Source organism: Futiania mangrovi, from assembly GCF_024158125.1.
Lineage (GTDB): Bacteria > Pseudomonadota > Alphaproteobacteria > Futianiales > Futianiaceae > Futiania > Futiania mangrovi.
In genome coordinates this window covers 425577-447537 of record NZ_JAMZFT010000001.1, presented here as the reverse complement: position 1 = coordinate 447537, position 21961 = coordinate 425577, and the positions used below count along the sequence as shown (strand labels likewise).

The following is a 21961-nucleotide window of genomic DNA, read 5'->3' as shown; positions in this document are numbered from 1 at the left end:
CCCGCCCACGCCGGACTGCCCCCGGACCGCCCCGCCCCGCGCGTCAGAGCGGTATGTTGTCGTGCTTCTTCGGCGGGTTGGTCAGCTCCTTCGTCCGCAGCATGGCGAGTGCGCGGGCAAGCCGGCGCCGCGTCGAGTGCGGCATGATGACCTCATCCACGAAGCCGCGGGCAGCCGCCACGAAGGGATTGGCGAAGCGGTCCTCGTATTCCTTCGTTTTCTCGGCGATCTTCTCCGCGTCGCCGAGGTCGGAGCGGTAGAGGATCTCGACCGCGCCCTTCGCGCCCATCACCGCGATCTGCGCCGTCGGCCAGGCGTAGTTCACGTCGCCGCGCAGGTGCTTGGAACTCATGACGTCATAGGCGCCGCCATAGGCCTTGCGGGTGATGACCGTCACCTTGGGCACCGTTGCCTCGGCATAGGCGAACAAGAGCTTCGCCCCGTGCTTGATGATGCCGCCGTACTCCTGCGTCGTGCCCGGCAGGAAGCCCGGAACGTCGACAAAGGTCACGACGGGGATGTTGAAGGCGTCGCAGAAGCGCACGAAACGCGCCGCCTTGCGGGAGGAATCGATGTCGAGGCAGCCCGCAAGCACCATCGGCTGGTTGGCGACGAAGCCCACCGTCGCCCCCTCGATCCGGCCGAAACCGGTGATGATGTTCCTGGCGAAGGCTTCCTGCACCTCGAAGAAATCGTACTCGTCCACGACCTTCAGGATCAGCTCCTTCATGTCGTAGGGCTTGTTGGGATTGTCGGGGATGAGCGTGTCGAGGCTCATTTCCACGCGGTCGGCCGGATCGTCGGTCGGACGCACCGGCGGCTTCTCGCGGTTCGACAGCGGCAGAAGGTCGATCATCCGGCGCGTCTGGATCAGCGCCTCGACGTCGTTCTCGTAGGCGCCGTCTGCGACGGAGGATTTCGCGGTGTGCGTGCTGGCGCCGCCCAGCTCCTCCGCGGTCACGACCTCGTTCGTCACGGTCTTCACCACGTCGGGACCGGTCACGAACATGTAGCTGGAATCCTTCACCATGAAGATGAAGTCGGTCATGGCGGGCGAATAGACCGCGCCGCCCGCGCACGGCCCCATGATGACGGAGATTTGCGGAATGACGCCGGAGGCGAGCACGTTCCTCAGGAACACGTCGGCATAGCCCGCAAGGCTCATCACGCCTTCCTGGATACGCGCGCCGCCGCTGTCGTTCAGGCCGATCACGGGCGCGCCAACCTTCACGGCCATGTCCATGATCTTGCAGATCTTCTGGGCATGCACCTCGGACAGCGAACCGCCGAAGACCGTGAAGTCCTGGCTGAAGACGAAGACCTTGCGCCCGTTCACCGTGCCCCAGCCGGTCACGACGCTGTCGCCGGAGAAGCGCTGGTCGGCCATGCCGAAGTTCGTCTCCCGGTGTTCGACGAACATGTCGTATTCCTCGAACGAACCCTCGTCGAGCAGCACCTCGATCCGCTCCCGCGCGGTCAGCTTGCCCTTGGCGTGCTGCGCGTCGATCCGCTTCTGGCCACCGCCGAGCCGGGCCTGCGCGCGCTTGCGCTCCAGTTCGTCGAGAATGTGCTGCATGGTCCTCGTCACCCCATTCTTGTTGATCGGCCCGGGAGGCGCTCCCCTCGCGCCCTTATACCGAGCCGCCGGGACGCGACCAAGGCCAACCTTCGGGCAAGGGCCATGCATGAAGCACCCGAGCGCCCCGGACTTCCCGGCGTCAAACTTTCATGGTATCGTCCAAAGTGGGAGCACGATCTTGTCGATGTATATGCAATATCAACCACAATAATACAAAGTGGACACGACAGGAGAACCGGCAGACACACGGCCCTCCACATGGGCCCCGCCGATGAAACGGGACGAGGACTGGCATGGCGCCGCCGGTGAGCGAGGATGGAAGCGGAGGACTGGGCCCGGGTGCACCGGCGCTCGGCCCGCTCGACTCCGACCTGCGCGCCCGTGCCGACCGCGATTTCGCGCTCGCACTCACCGCCGCGCCAGGCGGCATCTGGCCGGGTGCCGGGTTGACCCCGCCTGCCAGCGCACGCTCGGTCCATGCCATTGGCGCGGGGACGGTCCAGCCCCTGAACCCGTTGGACGTGAACCCGCCCGCGCTGGTCGCGGAGGTGGACGACCAGGTGCGCGCGGCGGTCGGTCAGCGGATCGCCGCGCTGCCGGAGGAGACGCAAGCTGCGCTCAATGTCGGCACCGGCGTACCGGCGCGGATCGATGCCTCGGGCCGCATCGATCTTTCCGGTGCCGACTGGTCGGAGGTCGACTGGCCCAACCTGCCACTCGGCTCCGTCGACCGGGAGGCGCTCGGCCCCGAGCAGGCGGAAGAGTTCGACGCATTCGCCGGCATCCGCATGGCGAGCGACATCGTGCGCACGGTCGAGTTGCGCGGCGCGGACCTCAGCATCTCGCCGGACGGCGCGCAACTGTCGCTCAATCCCCGCGCCGACGACCGGCAGGGACGGATCGTCGACCTTGAGCCGGAGGGACGCAGCAGCGGCGACTGGATCGCGGCACAGCGGCGGCTGTGGGGCGGCGCGCCCGACGCCTGGAACGCAGCCGTCCTCGCGGCTCTCCCGGAGGATGCGACCCCACAGGCAGGACCCGGCGGCCTGTTCCTGCCGCCCGACGGCTTCCCGGGCTTTCCGCAGGGCTTGAGCGCGCCGGAACGCGAGGACGCGCTGCGCCGGATCTTCGACCTCTAGGACGGCGGCAGGATCAGTCCGCGTCGAGCAGGTCGAGCAGGTGGCCTGCGTTCTCCATCTCCGCGCGGCGGCGGGCGGCGCGCGCTTCGGCCTCTGCGTCGCGGCCCCAGAGCCCGCCCTGCCAATCCTCGTCGAGCGTGGAGAGCGTCCACGCCTCCTCCCACCCGATCCGCCGATGCACCACCGCAAGCCCGAGGACGAAGGAGCCGGTGATCGTCACGAAGGCATGGAGCGCGGCGATGCGCGCGGCGTCGAGCGGGTCGATCAGCGCGCGGGCGCAGGCACCCGTGCCTTCGGGCTGGGCCACGGGCATCACGCCCTCGGTCAGCGTCAGGCGCAGGCCGTGCGCCTCCCGCGCCCAATCGAGCAGGGGGTCCCAGGCGGCGCGCTGACGGGCCGCCAGTTCCTCCGGGCTTTCGGCGCGGTAGCAGAGCAGGTCGCTCTCGGCATAGCCCGCGAGGTCGGCGAGCACCGCGTCCCGCTCCGGCGCCACGCGGTCGAGCGCGCTGTTGAGCGCGCGGGTGAGCGGCATGGTGGCGGGCTGCACCTCCTCGCCCTGCCCCTCCCACTCGGCCGCGACGGCGTCTGCCAGGGCGCGCGCGGGCGCAACCAACGTGCGGCGCGCTGGTGTCTTTACCTCGCGCCCGTCGAGCAGGATCCGCCAGCCGCCGCCCTCGGCGGGTTCGGCGCTGGCGGTCTTGTAGAAGCGTTTCATGGCGCGGCCTTCTCCCCGTCGAACAGGGCGGCGACATAGGGTGCAAGTGCGTCGAACCGGTCGAGCACCACATGCGCGCCCGCATCGCGCAACTCGTCTGCCGGGTGATAGCCCCAGGCAACACCGATGGCGTGTGCGCCCGCGGCCCGCGCCATCTCGATGTCATAGGTCGTGTCGCCGATCATCACGGTCGTCTCCGGCGCGGCGCCCGCTTCCGCCATCGCGGTGACGATCATCGAGGGATGCGGCTTCGAGGGATGCGTATCCGCGGTTTGCAGCGTTACGAACCGCTCCCTCAACCCGTGGAGCGCGAGCACCGCGTCGAGACCGCGGCGCGACTTGCCCGTGGCGACGCCCAGCAGGTGCCCGGCGGCATCCAGCGCCTCGACTGCCGCGCGCGCGCCGGGGAAGAGCGGCTCCTGCAGCTCGCCGGACAGGCGCAGGGTGCGGAAGCCGTCGCGGTAAGCGGTGGCGACGGGGCCGATGTGGTGCGGGTCCGCGCCCGGCATCAGGGCCGTCACCGCCTCCTCGATGGAGAGGCCGACGATGCGGCGCACCGCTTCCGCCCCCGGCGAGGGGTGGCCGTGGCGGGCAAAGGCGTTCTCCATGCACGCGACGATCACGTGCTGGCTGTCGATCAGGGTGCCGTCACAGTCGAACAGCACGAGGGGGTTGGGCCGGGTCATGCGCTGTCGATGTCTCCTGCGCCGGGCTCGTCCTCGTCGAAGCCCAAGAGGTTCCAGGATTGCCGCATATGGGGCGGCAGCGGCGCGGTGACATCCAGCATGCCCCCCGCCGGGTGCGGCAGGACAATCCGCCGGGCGTGCAGGTGCAGCCGGTTCTGGATGCCCCCTGGAAGCTCCCAGTTCTCCACGTCGAAATATTTGGGATCGCCGACGATCGGGTGGCCTATGTGGGCGGCGTGGGCGCGAAGCTGGTGGGTGCGGCCCGTCACCGGCTCCATGGCGAGCCAGGCGAGACGCTGGCCCGCCTGGTCCACGACGCGGTAGTGGGTGAGCGCGTGGTCGGCGCTTTCGTCGCCGTGGCGCGCGACCTTCATGCGGTCGCCCTGCGGCCCCTGCACCTTGGCGAGCCAGGTGGAGATGCGGCCCTCCCGCTCGCGCGGTACGCCCTTCACCAGCGCCCAGTAGACCTTGTGCGCGTCGCGGCCGCGGAAGGACTTGGCGAGCGCGGCGGCCGCGGTGCGCGTGCGCGCGACGACGAGCACGCCGCTCGTATCCCGGTCGAGCCGGTGGACGAGGCGCGGCTGGTTGCCGTTGCGCTTGGCAAGCGACGGCAGCATCCCGTCGACATGGCGCGCGACGCCGGAGCCGCCTTGCACCGCGAGGCCCGCGGGCTTGTTGAAGACGAAGACCTGCGGATCCTCGTGCAGCAGGATCGAGCGCAGGAAATCGGCATCCCCCAGCCCGCCCGCGCCCGGCTTCTGCGGCCGGGGGGCATCGTCGGCGGAGATCGGCGGCACGCGCACGGCCTGTCCCGCGGCGAGCCGGGTCGCCGTCTTAACGCGCCCGCCGTCAACGCGCACCTGGCCGGTGCGCACGAGTTTCTGCAGGTGCCCGAAGCCGAGGCCCGGGTAATGCGCCTTGAACCAGCGGTCGAGGCGCATGCCGTCCTCGTCGCGGGTCACGGTACGGGTTTCGACCCCTGTCATGGCGCTGGGCAACCTCGCGGGCGGAAGGGATGGGCGGGAGCCCGGAACATAGGCGCGGGCGGGCCTGCGCGCAATCGCGGGAGCGGGCCTAGCGGACGCCGCGCTCGCGCCGCAGTTTCGTCCACCATTGCAGGCGCTTGGCGATCTCACGCTCGAACCCGCGCTCGACGGGCTCGTAATAGACCGGGCGGTCCATCTCGTCGGGGAAATAGTCCTGGCCGGAGAATGCGTCGGGCTCGTCATGGTCGTAGCGGTAGCCCGCGCCATAGCCCTGCTCCTGCATCAGCTTCGTGGGCGCGTTGAGGATGTGGGCGGGCGGCATCAGGCTGCCGTGCTGGCGGGCGGATTTGTGCGCACGCTTGTCGGCCATGTAGAGCGCGTTCGACTTCGGCGCCGTCGCCACATAGACGGTGGCCTGTGCCAGCGCCAGTTCGCCCTCCGGACTGCCGAGCGCCTCGTAGGCGTCGCGCGCGGCCAGCGTCTGCGTCAGCGCGGCAGGGTCGGCCATGCCGATGTCCTCAACCGCCATGCGTATGAGGCGGCGGGCGAGAAACAGCGGATCCTCCCCCGCCTGCAGCATCCGCGCGAGCCAATAGAGCGCCGCGTCGGGGTCGGAGCCGCGCACCGACTTGTGCAGCGCGCTGATGAGGTTGTAGTGCCCCTCCTGCCCCTTGTCGTAGACCGGCGCGCGGGCCCGCACGGCCTCGACCAGGCGCGCGGGGTCGAGGGGGACGGCGCCCGCCGGGAGCGTCAGCACCTCCTCCACGAGATTGAGCAGGAAGCGCCCGTCGCCGTCGGCCAGCGCCCGCAGCGTGGCGCGCGCGTCGGGGGTCAGAGGTAGCGCGCGCCCCTCAGCCTCCTCCGCACGCACCAGCAGGGCTTCGAGCGCATCGTCGTCGAGCCGCGCAAGCGTGATGACCTGGCAGCGCGACAGGAGCGCGGCATTGAGTTCGAACGACGGGTTCTCGGTCGTCGCACCGACGAGCGTGATCGTGCCGTCCTCGACGAAAGGAAGGAATCCGTCCTGCTGGGCGCGATTGAAGCGGTGGATCTCGTCGACGAAGAGCAGCGTCGCCTGCCCCAGCTTGCGGCGCTCCGATGCCTCGGCAAACGCCTTCTTGAGATCGGCCACGCCCGAGAAGATCGCCGAGATCTGCACGAATCGCATTCCCACCCGCTCGGCCAGGAGGCGCGCGATGGTGGTCTTTCCCGTTCCCGGAGGCCCCCAGAGGATCAGCGAGGCGATCCGGCCATGCGCCAACATGCGGCCGAGCGGCGCCTCGGGGCCCAGCGCATCCTGCTGGCCCACCACGTCTTCAAGCCGGCGCGGCCGCAGCCGTTCGGCAAGCGGCGCATCGGCTGCCGGCGCGGCCTTGCGGGCGGACGCATCGTCCGGCACAGGCTTTTCGAACAGGTCAGACATGTGCTCCCTCCGGCGGGCGGCGTCCGGCCGGGTCTTTCCGCCCACCCTTGCACTCTAGCAGCGCCCGGCGCAGGGCGCATGGGGCAGACAAGGCCCTGAACGGAAAAGGGCCGCCCCGAAGGCGGCCCCGATCCGATCAGCAATGAGAGGCGAGGCCTCAGGCCGCAGCCTCCTCCGCCTCCCGCTCCGCCTCGACGCGCGCCTTGTCGGCAGCGCCCTTGGCCGCCGGGTCGCGGTCCACGAACTCGATGATCGCCATCGGCGCGGCATCGCCCGCGCGGATGCCCGCCTTCAGAACGCGGACGTAGCCGCCCGGCCGCTCCGCATAACGGGTGGCGAGCACATCGAACAGCTTCTTCACCGCCGCATCGTCGCGCAGGCGGGAGACCGCCAGACGGCGGGCGTGCAGGTTGCCCCGCTTGCCGAGCGTCACGAGACGCTCAACGATGGGGCGGAGTTCCTTCGCCTTCGGCAGCGTGGTCTTGATCTGCTCGTGCGTGATGAGCGACGCCGCCATGTTGGCGAACATCGCCTGACGGTGGGTGCTGGTGCGGTTCAGTTTGCGGTGCGCGATGCCGTGACGCATGGCTCTTTACTCCCGGAGGCCGGCCCTGGCCGGATCAGTATTGGTCCTCGAGCTTCTTCGCAAGCTCCTCGATGTTCTCCGGCGGCCAGTTCGGCACTTCCATGCCGAGATGCAGGCCCATGCCGGAGAGCACCTCCTTGATCTCGTTCAGCGACTTGCGGCCGAAGTTCGGGGTGCGGAGCATTTCCGCCTCCGTCTTCTGGATCAGGTCGCCGATGTAGACGATGTTGTCGTTCTTCAGGCAGTTCGCCGAGCGGACCGACAGTTCCAGCTCGTCCACCTTCTTCAGAAGCGCCGGGTTGAACTCGAGATCGGGCTTCTCGCCCTCCTCGCGCCGCTCGCTCGGCTCCTCGAAATTGATGAAGGTTTGCAGCTGGTCCTGCAGGATGCGCGCGGCATAGGCCAGCGCATCCTCCGGCGTCAGCGCGCCATTGGTCTCGATCTCCAGCGTCAGCTTGTCATAGTCGAGGATCTGGCCTTCGCGCGTGTTTTCCACGCGGTAGGAGACCTTCTTGACCGGGCTGTAGAGCGCATCGACCGGGATGAGGCCGATGGGCGCATCCTCGGGCCGGTTGCGGTCGGCCGGGACATAGCCCTTGCCGGAGCCGACGGTGAATTCCATGTGCAGGCTCACGCCGTCGTCGAGCGTGCAGATCACGTGATCCGGGTTGAGGATCTCGATGTCCGCGCTCGGCGTGATCTGGCCGGCGGTCACCTCGCCGGGCCCCGTGGCACGCAGCGTCAGGCGCTTGGGCCCCTCCGCGTGCATGAGCAGCGCGATTTCCTTGATGTTGAGGACGATGTCCGTCACGTCCTCGCGCACCCCGGCGATCGAGGAGAACTCGTGCAGCACGCCGTCGATCTGCACGGCGGTAACCGCCGCGCCCTGGATCGAGGACAGCAGGACACGCCGCAGCGAGTTGCCCAGCGTCGTGCCGAACCCACGCTCCAGCGGCTCTGCGACGATGGTCGCAGTGCGCTTGGGATCGGGGCCGGCCTTCACATTGAGGCCGGTCGGCTTGATCAGGTCGAGCCAGTTCTTCTGAATCACGGGTCACCCCTGTTCTCTGCGTGCGGCGCCGGAAGCGGCGGCCGCACCATTCGACGCCGCCCCGCGGGCGGCGTCAGAAGCCTGACCGCACCGGTGCGAGAGGCACCCGCGCGGACATGCGAAACGCGCGTCAGACGCGCCGGCGCTTGGGCGGCCGGCACCCGTTGTGCGGGATCGGCGTCACGTCCCGGATCGACGTGATCGTGAACCCGGCAGCCGACAGCGCGCGCAGCGCCGACTCGCGGCCCGAACCGGGACCGCTCACTTCGACCTCCAGCGTGCGCATCCCATGCTCCTGCGCCTTGCGGGCTGCCTCTTCAGCGGCAACCTGCGCGGCGTAGGGGGTGGACTTGCGCGACCCCTTGAAGCCCATGGACCCTGCGGACGACCAGGAGATCGCGTTTCCCTGCGCGTCGGCGATGGTAATCATGGTGTTGTTGAACGTCGCAAGGACGTGCGCCACACCGGCGGAAATGTTCTTGCGCTCCTTGCGGCGGACGCGCGTCTTGTCAGGCTGCTTCGCCATGGATCCTACTCCTCGAAACCCGTCCGCTTACTTCTTCTTGCCGGCAATCGGCTTGGCCGGCCCCTTGCGGGTACGGGCGTTCGTGTGCGTGCGCTGTCCACGGACCGGCAGGCCGCGGCGGTGGCGCAGACCGCGGTAGCACCCGAGGTCCATCAGGCGCTTGATGTTCATCGCGACATCGCGGCGCAGGTCGCCTTCCACCAGGTGCTCGCGATCGATCGTCTCGCGGATCTGGATCACCTCGGCCTCCGTCAACTCGTTGACCCGGCGCTCGGCGGGAATGCCCAGCTGGCCGCAGATCTGCCGAGCCTTGTGATCGCCGATGCCGTGAATGTACGTCAGCGCGATGACCACGCGCTTGTTCGTCGGAATGTTTACGCCTGCAATGCGCGCCACGTCTTGTCTCCTGATCCGTCGCCAGTGGTTTTCAAACTCGCTTGTTTCGCGAAAGCCCGACTGCGCGACGAACCGTAATCTGCCTCGTCACGAAGCCGCGCATTATATGAACCGCCGCCCTGCCGTCAACCGCAGCGATCCATCAATCTTTCGCGCCGGCAAGCACCCCTTCGATCTGACCTGTCACCTCGTCGATGTCGGCCATGCCGTCCACCCGCTTCAGGATCCCCCGCGCCTCGTAATAAGGCAGCAGCGGCGCCGTCTGCGCATGGTAGGCCTCGAGCCGGCTTTTCACCGTTTCGGCATTGTCGTCGGCCCGGCGCTTGAACTCCGTCCCGCCGCAGCGGTCGCACACGCCCTCGATCTTCGGCCTCTGAAACGTATCGTGATAGCCCGCACCGCACTTGGCGCAAGTGTAGCGGCCAGTGATCCGCTCGGTCAGGGCGGCATCGTCGACCTGCATCTCGATGACGGCATCAAGGTCTTCGCCGGTCTTCGCCAGCAGGGCGTCGAGCGCCACGGCCTGCGCAACCGTGCGCGGGAAACCGTCGAGGATGAATCCGTTCTTCACGTCCGGCTCCGCGATGCGGTCGGCGATGATACCCACGACCACGTCGTCGGGAACGAGTTCGCCGCGGTCCATGATCGCCTTGGCCTTAAGGCCGGTCTCGGTCCCGGCGGCAACGGCCGCGCGCAACATGTCGCCGGTCGAAAGCTGGACGAGGCCGTGCGCGGCCTCGAGGCGCTTGGCCTGGGTTCCCTTCCCCGCCCCCGGAGGGCCGAGCAGGATGATGTTCAACCCCTTGGACATGTCAGCGACGCGCCCCCCTCAACTTCGACTTCTTGATGAGACCCTCGTACTGGTGCGCGAGCAGATGGCTCTGAATCTGCGAAACCGTGTCCATGGTCACGCTGACAACGATCAGGAGGGACGTGCCGCCGAAATAATAGGGCACCCGGAAGCTCGCCGTCAGAAACTCCGGAATGAGGCAGACGAACGCGAGGTACGCAGCGCCAACAACCGTGATCCGTGTCAGGACGTAGTCGATGTACTCCGCCGTCTGCTTGCCCGGCCGGATGCCGGGGATGAAGCCGCCATACCGCTTCAGATTGTCCGCGGTGTCCTGCGGGTTGAAGACGATGGCGGTGTAGAAGAAGCAGAAGAACACGATCAGCGTCACGTACAGCAGCAGATAGAGCGGCTGCCCATGCCCCAGGGCCGCCGTGATCGTGGTCAGCCAGCCACCGGTGTCCTGCGTGCCCGCGAAGCCTGCAACCGTCAGCGGAAGCAGCAGAAGCGACGACGCGAAGATCGGCGGAATGACGCCTGCCGTGTTGAGCTTCAGCGGCAGGTGCGAGCTGTCGCCCTGGTAGAGCTTGTTGCCCACCTGGCGCTTCGGATACTGGATCAGCAACCGGCGCTGCGCCCGCTCCATGAACACGATGAAGGCGATAACGGCCACGGCCATGATCAGGAGGCCGATGATGACCCACGGCGCAAGTGCGCCCTGGCGGCCAAGTTCGAGCGTCGAGACGAGCGCACTCGGCAATTCGGCGACGATGCCCGCGAAGATGATGAGCGAGATGCCGTTACCGACGCCCCGCGCCGTTATCTGCTCGCCCAGCCACATCAGGAAGACGGTGCCGCCCGTGAGCGTGATGACGGTCGAGATGCGGAAACCCCAGCCCGGGTCCGCCACCACGCCCGTCGACCCCTCGAGGCCGACCGCGATGCCATAGGCCTGCAACGCCGCCAGGACGACGGTGAAGTACCGCGTGTACTGGTTGATCTTCTTGCGGCCCTGCTCCCCCTCCTTCTTCATCTGCTCCAGCGTCGGAACGACGGCGGTGAGGAGCTGGATGATGATCGAGGCCGAGATGTAGGGCATGATGTTCAGCGCGAAGATCGCCATGCGCGACACCGCACCCCCGGCGAACACGTTGAACATGCCGAGGATGCCGCCCGCCTGGCTGCTGAATGCCTGCGAGAACGCCGCCGGGTCGATGCCCGGAAGCGGAATATAGGTGCCCAGCCGATACACAATCAGCGCACCCAGCGTGAACCAGATGCGCTTCTTGAGTTCCGTCGCCTTGGCCAGCGCCCCGAAATTGAGGTTGGCCGCGAGTTGTTCGGCTGCCGACGCCATTCACGTGTTCCCGAACCGGATCAACAGGAGGAGCGGCCGGTCGCGCGCCGCGCGTCCGGCCAGACGTTCATTCAGGCCGACGCCTCTTGAGCGGGCGCCGCCGTCTTGATCGAGCCGCCCGCCTTCTCGACGGCGGCGACGGCGTTCCGGGTTGCCCCGGTCACCTCGATGGAGAGCCTGGTGTTCAGCTCGCCCTTCGCCAGCAGGCGGATACCGTCCAGCTTGCGCCGCACGACGCCACGCTCGACCAGCAGGTCTTCGGTCAGCGTCTCGCCGGCCTTGACCTTGCCAGCGGCAACCGCCGCCTCGAGCTTGCCGAGCGTGAGTTCGGCGAATTCCTTCGCATTCGGCTTGTTGAAGCCGCGCTTCGGCAGGCGCCGATGGATCGGCATCTGGCCGCCCTCGAAGCCCTTGATCGCGACGCCCGACCGCGAGGTCTGGCCCTTCACGCCGCGCCCGGCGGTCTTGCCCTTGCCCGAGCCGATGCCCCGGCCGACGCGCATCCGCGCCTTGCGGGCGCCCGGATTGTCGCTGAGCTCGTTCAGTTTCATTCTACCGGCACTCCCAATCGCCCCGATCCGGGCGTTCAGCGGTTCAGGCCTCGTCCACGACACGGACGAGGTGGCTTACCTTGGCGATCATGCCGCGCACGGAAGGCGTGTCTTCCAGCGTGCGCGTCCGATGCATCTTGTTGAGGCCCAGCCCGATCAGGGTCTGGCGCTGGTCGTTGCGGCGGCGCAGCGGGCTGCCGATCTGCTCGACCGTGACGGTCTTCTTCGTCGCCATCGGGCTTCTCCTCACTCGCTCACGGCGGCGTCGCCGCTCACGCCGTCCTGACGGCGCGAAACGAGATCGCCGACCTTCAGGCCGCGGCGTGCAGCAACCGAACGCGGGCTCTGCTGCTTCTTCAGCGCATCGAACACGGCGCGAACCATGTTGTAGGGGTTCGAGGACCCCAGCGACTTCGCAACTACGTCCTGGACGCCCAGCGTCTCGAACACCGCGCGGATCGGGCCGCCGGCGATGATCCCGGTACCCGGAGGGGCTGCACGAAGCACAACGTGGCCCGCGCCCCAATGCCCGTCGATATCGTGGTGCAGGGTACGGCCCTCGCGCAGCGGAACGCGGACGAGATCGCGCTTGGCGGCTTCCGTCGCCTTGCGGATCGCCTCCGGCACCTCGCGCGCCTTGCCGTGGCCGAAGCCAACCCGGCCCTTCTGGTCGCCGACGACGACCAGCGCCGCGAAACCGAAGTTCTTGCCGCCCTTCACCGTCTTGGCGACGCGATTGATGTGGACCAGCTTGTCGACGAATTCCGACTCGCGGCTGTCCATTGCTTCCGGTCGTGCCATCGCTCGTCCCGCCTTCAGAAGTTAAGACCGTTTTCGCGCGCCGCATCGGCGAGCGACTTCACACGGCCGTGATAGATGTACGCACCGCGGTCGAACACGACCTCGGTCACGCCCGCGGCCTTCGCCCGCTCCGCCACCAGGCGGCCGACCTCGGCCGCACCGGCGCTGTCGTTCTTCGCCTTGCCGCGCAGCTCCGCCTCGATCGTCGATGCCGACGCCAGCGTTCGTCCGGCCACGTCGTCGATCACCTGCGCATAGATATGCTTCGACGAGCGAAAGACGCTGAGCCGGGGACGCGCACCCGCGACCGACTTGAGCTTGTTGCGCACGCGGGTGCGACGCTGTGCAAGCACTTTATTCCGGTTTGCCATGGCTCCGCCCTTACTTCTTCTTGCCTTCCTTGCGGAAGATGTACTCGCCCGCGTACTTCACGCCCTTGCCCTTGTAGGGCTCCGGCGGACGGAAGGCGCGGATCTCGGCGGCCACCTGGCCGACACGGTCCTTGTCCACACCGCTGATCGAGATCGAGGTCGGCTTCTCGCACTTGATCTCGATCCCCTCGGGGATCGGGTAGACCACGTCGTGGCTGAACCCGAGCTGGATCTGAAGGTTCCGGCCCTGCACCGCCGCGCGATAGCCGACGCCGGTGATTTCCAGATCCCTCGTGTAGCCCGCCGACACGCCGACCGCGAGGTTGTTCACGAGCGTCCGGCTCATGCCCCACATCGACCGCGCACGCTTCGTTTCGTCGCGCGGCATCACCGTGACGACATTGCCCTCAACCGTGCCCTTCACCTCGTCGACCAGGGTCAGCGAGCGGGTGCCCTTGGGCCCCTTCACTTCCAGGTACTGGCCGTCGAGCGTCGCGGTTACACCGCTCGGCAGCTCGATGGGCTTCTTTCCAATACGAGACATTTGCCCGTCTCCGTCCCTACTTCCAGGCCCCCGTCAGAAGACGGTGCACAGAACCTCGCCGCCAACATTCGCCTCGCGCGCCTTCGCATCGGACATCACGCCACGCGATGTGGAGAGAATCGAGATGCCGAGGCCATTGCGCACCCGCGGGATTTCCTTGACCTGCGAGTACACGCGGCGCCCCGGCGTCGACACCCGCGAAATCTCGCGGATCACCGGCTGCCCGTCGAAGTACTTGAGCTCGATCTCGAATTCAACCTTGCCATTGTCGTGCTCGACCCGCGCATAACCGCGGATGAAGCCCTCTTCCTGAAGCACGTCCAGCACCCGGGCCCGCAGGGTGGATGCCGGGGACGCCACTGTGGGACGCCCACGCTCCTGCGCATTGCGGATGCGCGTGATCATGTCGCCGATCGGATCGGTGATCGCCATCTCCGCTTTCTCCTTACCAGCTGGACTTCACCAGACCGGGCACCTGGCCGGTCGAGCCCAGATCACGCAGCGCGATCCGCGACATGCGGAACTTGCGGTAGTAGGCACGCGGACGGCCCGACACCTCGCAGCGGTTGCGCACGCGCGTCGGCGATGCGTTCCGCGGCAGTTCCGCCAGCTTCATGCTCGCCGCGAACCGCTCCTCGGCCGTCGCAGACTTGTCCATCGCGATCGCCTTCAGCCGCGCACGCTTGGACGCATAGCTCTTCGCCAGCTTCTCGCGCTGCTTGTTCTTCTCGATTGCGCTTTTCTTAGCCATCTCGTTCTCCCGTTCCCCGTGCCGTCACTTGTTGAACGGCATCTGGAAACCGCGCAGAAGCTCGCGCGCTTCGTCGTCCGTCTTCGCGGTGGTGCAGATGATGATGTCCATGCCCCACACCTGCTCGACCTTGTCGTAGTCGATCTCGGGGAACACGATGTGCTCCTTCAGGCCCATGGCGAAGTTGCCGCGGCCGTCGAAGCTCTTCGGGTTGGCGCCGCGGAAATCGCGGACACGCGGAAGAGCCATGTTCACCAGGCGGTCCATGAACTCGTACATCCGGGCCCGGCGCAGCGTCACCTTGCAGCCGATTGCCATGCCCTCGCGCAGCTTGAAGCCGGCGATGGACTTGCGTGCCGACGTCACGACCGGCTTCTGACCAGCAATGAGCGTCATGTCGCGCACGGCCCAATCGACCTTCTTGCGGTCCTGGGTCGCCTCGCCGATACCCATGTTCAGCACGATCTTGTCGAGCTTGGGCACCTGCATCGGGTTCGTGTAGCCGAAGCGGTCGACCATCGACTGCCGGATGGTTTCCGCATACTCGCGCTGAAGGCGCGGAACATACGCCTCAGACATCGATCACCTCTCCCGACTTCTTGGCGACGCGCACCTTGCGGCCGTCATCCAGAACCTTGAACCCCACCCGGCTCGCCTCGCCCGACTTCGGGTCGGCGATGGCGAGGTTCGACAGATGGATCGACGCCTCCTTGGAGACGATGCCGCCCTCGGCAGCAGCCGTCTGCCGCTGATGGCGGCGCACCATGTTGATGCCGGACACGATGGCGCGGTTCTCAGCAGGCATCACCCGCAGAACCTCGCCCTTCCGGCCCTTGTCGCGGCCCGTGAGGACCACGACCGTATCGCCCTTCTTGATTTTCGCAGCCATGACGTCCTCACAGCACCTCAGGCGCGAGCGAGATGATCTTCATGTGGTTCTTCGCGCGCAGTTCCCGCGGCACCGGGCCGAAGATGCGCGTGCCCACAGGCTCGCCCTGGTTGTTGATGATGACGGCAGCGTTGCGATCGAAACGGATCGCGCTGCCGTCGGCACGGCGCACTTCCTTGGCCGTGCGGACGACGACGGCCTTGCGCACGTCGCCCTTCTTCACACGGCCGCGCGGAATGGCCTCCTTCACGCTGACGACGATGATGTCGCCGACGTGCGCGTACTTGCGCTTCGACCCGCCCAGCACCTTGATGCACTGGACCCGGCGCGCGCCGGAGTTGTCGGCAACGTCCAGGTTGGTCTGCATCTGAATCATGGTCTGCTCCTCAAAGTCGGACGATATCGGACCGTTGGTCTCAGGCGTTGCTGCCGGCCTCTGGCTCGATCACTTCCCACCGCTTCAGTTTGGATACCGGACGGCACTCGCGAATCCACACGGTGTCGCCCGCCTTCTTCGTATTGCCCTCGTCGTGCGCATGGAAGCGCTTCGAGCGGCGAATGATCTTCTTCAGGAGAGGGTGCCTGAAGCGACGCTCGACATTGACCACGACGGTCTTGTCGCCCTTGTCGCTCACCACAGTCCCCATAAGGATCCGCTTCGGCATGTCGTTCGTCCCTCTCTCAGGCCTGCGCCGCCTTCTGGCGCAGCACCGTCTTCACCCGCGCGATGTCGCGGCGAACGGCCTGCACGCGCGCAACGTTCTCAAGCTGACCCGTCGCCTTCTGGAAGCGCAGGTTGAACTGCTCCTTCTTGAGCTTTGCAAGCTCGTCCTGGAGCTGGTCGGGCGTCATGTCCCGGAATTCGGAAACGGCGGTCATCACACTTCCCTCCGGATCATTCGCCAAGGCGCGTCACGATGCGCCAGCGCACCGGCAGCTTCTCACCGCCCAGGCGCAGGGCCTCGCGGGCGACTGCCTCGGGCACGCCATCGATCTCGAACATGATGCGGCCGGGCTTTACGCGGCACACCCAGTATTCCGGGCTGCCCTTGCCCTTGCCCATCCGCACCTCGGTCGGCTTCTTCGACACCGGCACGTCCGGGAAGAGGCGGATCCACACACGACCCGCACGCTTCATGTGGCGCGTGATGGCACGGCGAGCAGCCTCGATCTGGCGCGCCGTCACCCGCTCCGGCTCGACCGACTTCAGCCCGAACGAGCCGAAGTTCAGGTCGGTGCCGCGGGTCGCAACGCCCTTGATGCGCCCCTTGTGCTGCTTGCGGAATTTGGTCTTCTTCGGTTGCAACATCGCGTCAGTTCCTCAAGGCCTGGCCGCACCGCATCCATTACGGACGCGGGCGCCCCCCCTCCTGCATCTCGGTGACACGGCGCTCGTGGGCCATCGGGTCATGCTCCATGACCTCGCCCTTGAACACCCAGACCTTCACGCCGCACGTGCCGTAAGCCGTGAACGCAGTCGCGGTCCCGAAGTCCATGTCCGCGCGCAGCGTGTGCAGCGGCACCCGCCCTTCGCGGTACTGCTCCATCCGTGCAATCTCGGCACCCCCGAGACGGCCCGAACACTGAATCCGGATGCCCAGCGCACCCAGCCGCATCGCGTTCTGCATCGCCCGCTTCATCGCGCGGCGGAATGCGACCCGGCGCTCCAGCTGCTGCGCGATCGACTCGGCGATCAGCGTCGCGTCGATCTCCGGCTTGCGGATCTCGACGATGTTGAGGTGCAGTTCGGAGTTTGTGAACTTCGACAGGTCGCGGCGCAGACGCTCGATATCGGCGCCCTTCTTGCCGATCACAACCCCCGGACGCGCGCAATAGATCGTCACGCGGCACTTCTTGTGCGGACGCTCGATAACGATGCTGGACACACCCGCCTGCTTCAGCCGCTTCTTGAGGAAGGACTTGATGGCGAGGTCCTCGTGCAGAAGGGAGCCATACTCCTTCTTGCCGGCGAACCAGCGCGAGTCCCAGGTGCGGTTGATGCCAAGACGCAGCCCGATCGGATTAACCTTCTGTCCCATTAGGCTTGCTCCTCCTGGGCACGCACGACGATGCGGATCTGGCTGAACGGCTTCTCGATGCGCGAGGCGCGGCCACGCGCCCGGGCATGAAACCGCTTCATCACCAGGTTCTTGCCGACCGTCGCCTCGGCGACCACCAGGTCGTCGACGTCGAGGTCGTGGTTGTTCTCGGCATTGGCAATCGCCGACTGCAGCACCTTGCGGACGTCGGCGGCCGCCTTCTTGGTCGAGAAGGCGAGCAGGTTGAGCGCCTGGTCGACCTTCTTGCCGCGGATCATGCCCGCCACCAGGTTCAGCTTCTGCGGGCTGACCCGGATCATGCGGCCCAGAGCCAGCGCCTCGTTGTCGCCGAGGCTGCGCGATCTCGCTTGCTTGCCCATGGCGTTACTTCCTCTTCGCCTTCTTGTCGGCCGCGTGACCGTAGTAGGTCCGGCTCGGCGCGAACTCGCCGAACTTGTGGCCGATCATCTCTTCCGAGACGGAAACGGGGATGTGCTTCTGGCCGTTGTAGACCCCGAAGGTCAAGCCAACGAACTGCGGCAGGATCGTCGACCGCCGCGACCAGATCTTGATCACATCCTTGCGTCCGGACTCCGCTGACGCCTCCGCCTTCTTCAGAAGATACGGATCGACAAACGGGCCCTTCCAGACAGAACGCGCCATGGTGCTCTTCCCCTACCGCTTCTTGCGCGCGTGGCGGCTGCGCGAAATGTACTTGTCCGTCGCCTTGTTGCGGCGGGTCTTCTTGCCCTTGGTCGGCTTGCCCCAAGGCGTGACCGGATGACGGCCACCCGAGGTGCGGCCCTCACCACCACCGTGCGGGTGGTCGATCGGGTTCATGGCCACGCCGCGAACCGCCGGGCGCTTGCCCGCCCAACGGGTCCGGCCGGCCTTGCCGAGGTTCTGGTTCGAGTGGTCCGGGTTCGACACCGCACCCACCGTCGCCATGCACTCCTGCCGGACCATCCGGGTCTCGCCGGAGGAAAGCCTCAGCAGCGCATAGCCCTGGTCGCGGCCGACGAACTGCACGTAGGCACCCGCAGAACGCGCGATCTGACCGCCCTTTCCGGGCTTCAGCTCGACATTGTGAACGATCGTGCCGACCGGCATTCCCGTGAAGGGCATCGCGTTGCCGGGCTTCACATCGACCCGCTCACCGGCCACCACCGTATCGCCTTCCTTCAGGCGCTGCGGAGCAAGGATGTAGGCCTGCTCGCCGTCCTGGTAGGTGATCAGCGCGATGAACGCCGTCCGGTTCGGGTCGTATTCGATCCGCTCGACCGTCGCGGGCACATCGAACTTGCGCCGCTTGAAATCGACGATGCGATAGAGCCGCTTCGCACCGCCGCCGCGGCGCCGCGCCGTGATCCGGCCGTAGTTGTTGCGCCCGCCCTTCTTGGTCAGGCCCTCGGTCAGACGCTTGAGGGGCTCACCCTTCCAGAGCGCCGAACGATCGACGAGAACGAGGCCACGCTGGCCCGGCGTCGTCGGCTTGTATTGCTTCAATGCCATCGCGCTTCACCCACTGGCCGTCTCAGAGACCCGTCGTGACGTCGATCATCTGCCCTTCGGCAAGCGTCACGACCGCCTTCTTGTAATCGCTCCGACGGCCACGAATGCCGCGGAACACCTTGGTCTTGCCCTTCACGCGGAGCGTGTTGACCGCCTTGACCTTGACCTCGAACAGCGCCTCGACGGCGGCCTTGATCTCCGGCTTGGTCGCAGTCAGCGGGACGCGGAAGGTTACCTGCCCGTGCTCGGACCCGAGCGTCGACTTCTCCGTGATTACCGGAGCCAGCAGGATGTCGTAGTGCTTCACGTCGGTCATTTCAGACGCGCCTCCAGTTGCTCGACCGCAGCCTTGGTCAGGCAAAGCGTGTCGCGGCGAAGGATGTCGTAGACGTTGGCGCCCACCGACGGCAGCACGTCGACGCCGACGATGTTGCGCGCCGCACGGCCGAAGTTCGTATCCACCGCCCCACCGTCGATGATGAGAGCAGAGTTGATCCCGAGCTTGCCGAGCGCCTCGAGCACCGTCTTCGTCTTCGCCGCATCGACCGCGAGCGAGTCGATCACGATGAGCTGGCCGGCCTTCGCCTTCGCAGAAAGCGCGAGCTTGAGGCCCAGCTGACGCACCTTCTTGGGCAGGTCGATGGCGTGGCTGCGGACCTGGGGCCCATGCGCCTTGCCGCCGCCGCGGAACTGCGGTGCGTACCGGTCACCGTGACGGGCGCCGCCGGTGCCCTTCTGGCGATAGATCTTCTTGCGCGACCCACGCACTTCGCTGCGGGTCTTGGTCTTGTGCGTACCCGCCTGCCGCTTCGCAAGCTGCCACGTCACCACGCGCTGCAGGATGTCGGCGCGCGGCTCGAGCCCGAACACATCGTCGGACAGCTCGATCGAACCCGCGCTCCCGGCGCTGAGCGTCTTTACCTCGGCCTTCATTCCTCGCCGCCCTTCTCGTTCTGAGCCGCGCCCTCGTCCGCCGCCGGGATGGCTACGCCATCGGACTTGCGGAATGCACCGGGAAGCGGAACGCCCTCCGGCAGAGACCGCTTGACGGCGTCACGGATCGTCACCCAACCGCCCTTGGAGCCAGGGACCGCGCCCTTGACCATGATCAGGCCACGCTCAGGGTCCGTGCGGACAACCTCCAGGTTCTGGGTGGTGACCTTCACGGCCCCCATGTGACCCGCCATCTTCTTGCCCTTGAAGACACGGCCCGGATCCTGGTTCTGACCCGTCGAACCGTGGCTGCGGTGCGAGATGGACACACCGTGCGAGGCGCGCAGGCCGCCGAAGTTGTGCCGCTTCATGGCACCGGCGAAGCCCTTGCCGATCGACACGCCAGAGACGTCCACGTACTGACCCGTCACGAAGTGGTCGGCAGTAATCTCCGCCCCAACGTCGATCAGATTGTCCTCGCTCACGCGGAACTCCGCGAGACGGCGCTTCGGCTCAACCTGGGCGACGGCGAAGTGGCCGCGCATCGCCTTGGTGACATTCTTCACCTTGGCAAGACCGGCGCCAAGCTGGACGGCAGCATAGCCGTCCCGCTCCACCGTGCGCTGACCGACGACCTGGCAGCCGTCGAGCTTGAGCACGGTGACCGGAACCTGACGACCGTCGTCCGAATAGAGACGGGTCATCCCGACTTTCTGTGCGATTACACCAGAGCGCATCTCGGTGCCGCTCCCCTTAAAGCTTGATCTCGACGTCAACCCCTGCCGCGAGGTCGAGCTTCATAAGCGCATCGACCGTCTGCGGCGTGGGCTCGACGATGTCGAGCAGACGCTTGTGCGTGCGGACCTCGAACTGCTCACGGCTCTTCTTGTCGATGTGCGGCGAGCGCAGCACCGTGAACTTCTCGATCCTCGTCGGCAGAGGGATCGGGCCGCGCACCTGCGCACCCGTCCGGCGTGCCGTATTTACGATCTCAAGAGTCGATGCATCGAGAACCCGATGATCGAAGGCCTTGAGCCGAATGCGAATGTTCTGTCCTTGCATCGCACTTCCCCGTGAGCTGCCCCGGCCGGTTTGTTTTGGCCGGGGGCGCTCTCGTTCCTTCGTGTTACTCGATGATCGCGGCGACGACGCCGGCGCCGACCGTGCGGCCGCCTTCGCGGATCGCAAAGCGCAGCTTCTCTTCCATCGCGATCGGCGCGATCAGCTCGACCTCCATCGCGATGTTGTCGCCCGGCATCACCATCTCCACACCCTCGGGAAGGTGAACCACGCCCGTCACGTCCGTCGTCCGGAAGTAGAACTGCGGACGGTAGTTCGTGAAGAACGGCGTGTGACGCCCGCCCTCTTCCTTCGTCAGGATGTACGCTTCCGCCTTGAACTTCGTGTGCGGCTTCACAGAGCCCGGCTTGCACAGCACCTGGCCGCGCTCCACACCCTCGCGGTCCACACCCCGCAGCAGCGCGCCGATGTTGTCGCCAGCCTCGCCCTGGTCAAGCAGCTTGCGGAACATCTCAACGCCCGTGACCGTCGTCTTCGTCGTCGGGCGGATGCCCACGATCTCGACTTCCTCGCCCACCTTCACCACGCCGCGCTCAACCCGGCCCGTGACGACCGTGCCGCGGCCCGAAATCGAGAACACGTCCTCGATCGGCATCAGGAACGGCTGGTCCTTCGGACGCTCCGGCTGCGGAATGTAGGCGTCAACCGCACGCATCAGCTCCAGGATCGCGTCGTGGCCGATCTCCGGGCTCCGGTCCTCCAGCGCGCACAGCGCAGAGCCCTTCACGATCGGAATGTCGTCCCCGGGGAAGTCGTACGAGCTCAGAAGCTCCCGAACTTCCATCTCCACAAGCTCCAGAAGCTCCTCGTCGTCGACCATGTCGACCTTGTTCAGGAACACAACCAGAGCCGGAACGCCAACCTGGCGCGCCAGCAGAATGTGCTCGCGCGTCTGGGGCATCGGGCCGTCAGCAGCAGAAACAACCAGGATCGCGCCGTCCATCTGCGCCGCGCCCGTGATCATGTTCTTCACATAGTCCGCGTGGCCCGGGCAGTCGACGTGCGCGTAGTGACGGTTCTCCGTCTCATACTCCACGTGCGCCGTCGAAATCGTGATCCCCCGCGCCTTCTCCTCAGGTGCCTTGTCGATCTGGTCGTACGCCGAATAGGTCGCCCCACCCGTCTCCGCAAGAACCTTCGTGATCGCTGCCGTCAACGAGGTCTTCCCATGGTCAACGTGACCAATCGTCCCAATGTTGCAGTGCGGCTTCGTCCGCTCAAACTTGCTCTTCGCCATGGTGGCCTCTCCGTGCCTT

At 66.7% G+C, this 21961-nt stretch carries 34 protein-coding genes; 1 reads left to right on the top strand and 33 read right to left on the bottom strand.

What is annotated here, in order from left to right:
* Positions 1-43: 43 nt before the first annotated feature.
* Complete coding sequence (locus NJQ99_RS02225) at positions 44-1576, bottom strand: acyl-CoA carboxylase subunit beta (protein ID WP_269331166.1); 1533 nt, start codon at positions 1574-1576, stop codon at positions 44-46.
* A gap of 296 nt (positions 1577-1872) precedes the next feature.
* On the opposite strand from NJQ99_RS02225, the gene NJQ99_RS02220 reads away from it, so the two are divergent.
* Complete coding sequence (locus tag NJQ99_RS02220) at positions 1873-2718, top strand: hypothetical protein (RefSeq protein ID WP_269331165.1); 846 nt, start codon at positions 1873-1875, stop codon at positions 2716-2718.
* A 13-nt stretch (positions 2719-2731) separates the two neighbouring features.
* Here the strand turns inward: NJQ99_RS02220 and NJQ99_RS02215 are convergent, their stop codons facing one another.
* The 32 genes from NJQ99_RS02215 to tuf all read right to left on the bottom strand — a co-directional run bounded on the left by NJQ99_RS02215 (position 2732) and on the right by tuf (position 21942).
* Entirely contained in the window at positions 2732-3433 is a 702-nt protein-coding gene (locus NJQ99_RS02215; RefSeq protein ID WP_269331164.1) for an ATP12 family chaperone protein, read from the bottom strand.
* The gene (locus NJQ99_RS02210) at positions 3430-4119 is read right to left on the bottom strand and encodes an HAD-IA family hydrolase (RefSeq protein ID WP_269331163.1); all 690 of its coding nucleotides are present in this window, start codon (positions 4117-4119) and stop codon (positions 3430-3432) included. Before NJQ99_RS02210 ends, NJQ99_RS02215 begins: the two co-directional genes overlap by 4 nt.
* On the bottom strand, positions 4116-5105 hold the full coding sequence (locus NJQ99_RS02205; RefSeq protein WP_269331162.1) for an RluA family pseudouridine synthase: 990 nt from the start codon (positions 5103-5105) through the stop codon (positions 4116-4118). Before NJQ99_RS02205 ends, NJQ99_RS02210 begins: the two co-directional genes overlap by 4 nt.
* An 88-nt stretch (positions 5106-5193) precedes the next feature.
* A complete protein-coding gene (locus tag NJQ99_RS02200; protein ID WP_269331161.1) occupies positions 5194-6528 on the bottom strand; it encodes a replication-associated recombination protein A in 1335 nt (444 codons plus the stop codon).
* Between the two features lie 157 nt (positions 6529-6685).
* On the bottom strand, positions 6686-7114 hold the full coding sequence (gene rplQ, locus NJQ99_RS02195; RefSeq protein ID WP_269331160.1) for a 50S ribosomal protein L17: 429 nt from the start codon (positions 7112-7114) through the stop codon (positions 6686-6688).
* 34 nt (positions 7115-7148) lie between these two features.
* Positions 7149-8165 carry a DNA-directed RNA polymerase subunit alpha gene (locus NJQ99_RS02190; RefSeq protein ID WP_269331159.1) on the bottom strand — a complete coding sequence of 339 codons (1017 nt, stop codon included), beginning with the start codon at positions 8163-8165 and terminating at the stop codon, positions 7149-7151.
* A 130-nt stretch (positions 8166-8295) separates the two neighbouring features.
* Positions 8296-8691 (bottom strand): 30S ribosomal protein S11, encoded by a 396-nt coding sequence (gene rpsK / locus NJQ99_RS02185; RefSeq protein WP_269331158.1) that lies wholly within the window; start codon positions 8689-8691, stop codon positions 8296-8298.
* A 27-nt stretch (positions 8692-8718) separates the two neighbouring features.
* Positions 8719-9087, bottom strand: a complete 369-nt coding sequence (rpsM, locus tag NJQ99_RS02180; protein WP_269331157.1) for a 30S ribosomal protein S13 — start codon at positions 9085-9087, stop codon at positions 8719-8721.
* A 142-nt stretch (positions 9088-9229) separates the two neighbouring features.
* Positions 9230-9886, bottom strand: a complete 657-nt coding sequence (locus tag NJQ99_RS02175; RefSeq protein WP_269332059.1) for an adenylate kinase — start codon at positions 9884-9886, stop codon at positions 9230-9232.
* Between the two features lie 13 nt (positions 9887-9899).
* Positions 9900-11234: a preprotein translocase subunit SecY gene (secY, locus tag NJQ99_RS02170; protein ID WP_269331156.1), complete on the bottom strand. Its 1335-nt coding sequence runs from the start codon at positions 11232-11234 to the stop codon at positions 9900-9902.
* 71 nt (positions 11235-11305) lie between these two features.
* Positions 11306-11785, bottom strand: a complete 480-nt coding sequence (rplO, locus tag NJQ99_RS02165) for a 50S ribosomal protein L15 (RefSeq protein WP_269331155.1) — start codon at positions 11783-11785, stop codon at positions 11306-11308.
* Positions 11786-11828: 43 nt separating this feature from the next.
* Entirely contained in the window at positions 11829-12020 is a 192-nt protein-coding gene (gene rpmD / locus NJQ99_RS02160) for a 50S ribosomal protein L30 (RefSeq protein WP_269331154.1), read from the bottom strand.
* Between the two features lie 11 nt (positions 12021-12031).
* Positions 12032-12586 carry a 30S ribosomal protein S5 gene (gene rpsE, locus NJQ99_RS02155; RefSeq protein WP_269331153.1) on the bottom strand — a complete coding sequence of 185 codons (555 nt, stop codon included), beginning with the start codon at positions 12584-12586 and terminating at the stop codon, positions 12032-12034.
* Positions 12587-12600: 14 nt separating this feature from the next.
* Positions 12601-12957 carry a 50S ribosomal protein L18 gene (gene rplR, locus NJQ99_RS02150; protein WP_269331152.1) on the bottom strand — a complete coding sequence of 119 codons (357 nt, stop codon included), beginning with the start codon at positions 12955-12957 and terminating at the stop codon, positions 12601-12603.
* A 10-nt stretch (positions 12958-12967) separates the two neighbouring features.
* Entirely contained in the window at positions 12968-13501 is a 534-nt protein-coding gene (gene rplF, locus NJQ99_RS02145; RefSeq protein WP_269331151.1) for a 50S ribosomal protein L6, read from the bottom strand.
* A 33-nt stretch (positions 13502-13534) separates the two neighbouring features.
* Entirely contained in the window at positions 13535-13933 is a 399-nt protein-coding gene (gene rpsH / locus NJQ99_RS02140) for a 30S ribosomal protein S8 (protein ID WP_269331150.1), read from the bottom strand.
* Positions 13934-13946: 13 nt separating this feature from the next.
* On the bottom strand, positions 13947-14252 hold the full coding sequence (rpsN, locus tag NJQ99_RS02135; RefSeq protein ID WP_269331149.1) for a 30S ribosomal protein S14: 306 nt from the start codon (positions 14250-14252) through the stop codon (positions 13947-13949).
* A 24-nt stretch (positions 14253-14276) separates the two neighbouring features.
* Positions 14277-14831, bottom strand: coding sequence for a 50S ribosomal protein L5 (gene rplE / locus NJQ99_RS02130; RefSeq protein ID WP_269331148.1), 555 nt, complete (start codon positions 14829-14831; stop codon positions 14277-14279).
* Positions 14824-15141 (bottom strand): 50S ribosomal protein L24, encoded by a 318-nt coding sequence (rplX, locus tag NJQ99_RS02125; RefSeq protein ID WP_269331147.1) that lies wholly within the window; start codon positions 15139-15141, stop codon positions 14824-14826. The genes rplE and rplX overlap by 8 nt, the downstream gene beginning before the upstream one ends.
* Positions 15142-15148: 7 nt before the next feature.
* Positions 15149-15517 (bottom strand): 50S ribosomal protein L14, encoded by a 369-nt coding sequence (gene rplN, locus NJQ99_RS02120; RefSeq protein ID WP_269331146.1) that lies wholly within the window; start codon positions 15515-15517, stop codon positions 15149-15151.
* Between the two features lie 40 nt (positions 15518-15557).
* Positions 15558-15806, bottom strand: coding sequence for a 30S ribosomal protein S17 (gene rpsQ, locus NJQ99_RS02115; RefSeq protein ID WP_269331145.1), 249 nt, complete (start codon positions 15804-15806; stop codon positions 15558-15560).
* A gap of 16 nt (positions 15807-15822) precedes the next feature.
* Complete coding sequence (gene rpmC, locus NJQ99_RS02110; protein WP_269331144.1) at positions 15823-16020, bottom strand: 50S ribosomal protein L29; 198 nt, start codon at positions 16018-16020, stop codon at positions 15823-15825.
* Between the two features lie 16 nt (positions 16021-16036).
* Positions 16037-16450 (bottom strand): 50S ribosomal protein L16, encoded by a 414-nt coding sequence (gene rplP, locus NJQ99_RS02105; RefSeq protein WP_269331143.1) that lies wholly within the window; start codon positions 16448-16450, stop codon positions 16037-16039.
* 37 nt (positions 16451-16487) lie between these two features.
* Entirely contained in the window at positions 16488-17180 is a 693-nt protein-coding gene (gene rpsC / locus NJQ99_RS02100) for a 30S ribosomal protein S3 (protein WP_269331142.1), read from the bottom strand.
* Positions 17180-17560, bottom strand: a complete 381-nt coding sequence (rplV, locus tag NJQ99_RS02095) for a 50S ribosomal protein L22 (RefSeq protein WP_269331141.1) — start codon at positions 17558-17560, stop codon at positions 17180-17182. The genes rpsC and rplV overlap by 1 nt, the downstream gene beginning before the upstream one ends.
* A 4-nt stretch (positions 17561-17564) precedes the next feature.
* Positions 17565-17843: a 30S ribosomal protein S19 gene (gene rpsS / locus NJQ99_RS02090; RefSeq protein ID WP_269331140.1), complete on the bottom strand. Its 279-nt coding sequence runs from the start codon at positions 17841-17843 to the stop codon at positions 17565-17567.
* A 12-nt stretch (positions 17844-17855) separates the two neighbouring features.
* Positions 17856-18692 carry a 50S ribosomal protein L2 gene (gene rplB, locus NJQ99_RS02085; RefSeq protein ID WP_269331139.1) on the bottom strand — a complete coding sequence of 279 codons (837 nt, stop codon included), beginning with the start codon at positions 18690-18692 and terminating at the stop codon, positions 17856-17858.
* Between the two features lie 22 nt (positions 18693-18714).
* The gene (locus NJQ99_RS02080; protein WP_269331138.1) at positions 18715-19008 is read right to left on the bottom strand and encodes a 50S ribosomal protein L23; all 294 of its coding nucleotides are present in this window, start codon (positions 19006-19008) and stop codon (positions 18715-18717) included.
* On the bottom strand, positions 19005-19625 hold the full coding sequence (rplD, locus tag NJQ99_RS02075; RefSeq protein ID WP_269331137.1) for a 50S ribosomal protein L4: 621 nt from the start codon (positions 19623-19625) through the stop codon (positions 19005-19007). The genes NJQ99_RS02080 and rplD overlap by 4 nt, the downstream gene beginning before the upstream one ends.
* A complete protein-coding gene (rplC, locus tag NJQ99_RS02070; protein ID WP_269331136.1) occupies positions 19622-20362 on the bottom strand; it encodes a 50S ribosomal protein L3 in 741 nt (246 codons plus the stop codon). The genes rplD and rplC overlap by 4 nt, the downstream gene beginning before the upstream one ends.
* Positions 20363-20378: 16 nt before the next feature.
* Positions 20379-20687, bottom strand: a complete 309-nt coding sequence (rpsJ, locus tag NJQ99_RS02065; RefSeq protein ID WP_269331135.1) for a 30S ribosomal protein S10 — start codon at positions 20685-20687, stop codon at positions 20379-20381.
* Between the two features lie 64 nt (positions 20688-20751).
* Positions 20752-21942, bottom strand: a complete 1191-nt coding sequence (tuf, locus tag NJQ99_RS02060; protein ID WP_269331123.1) for an elongation factor Tu — start codon at positions 21940-21942, stop codon at positions 20752-20754.
* Positions 21943-21961: the final 19 nt, after the last annotated feature.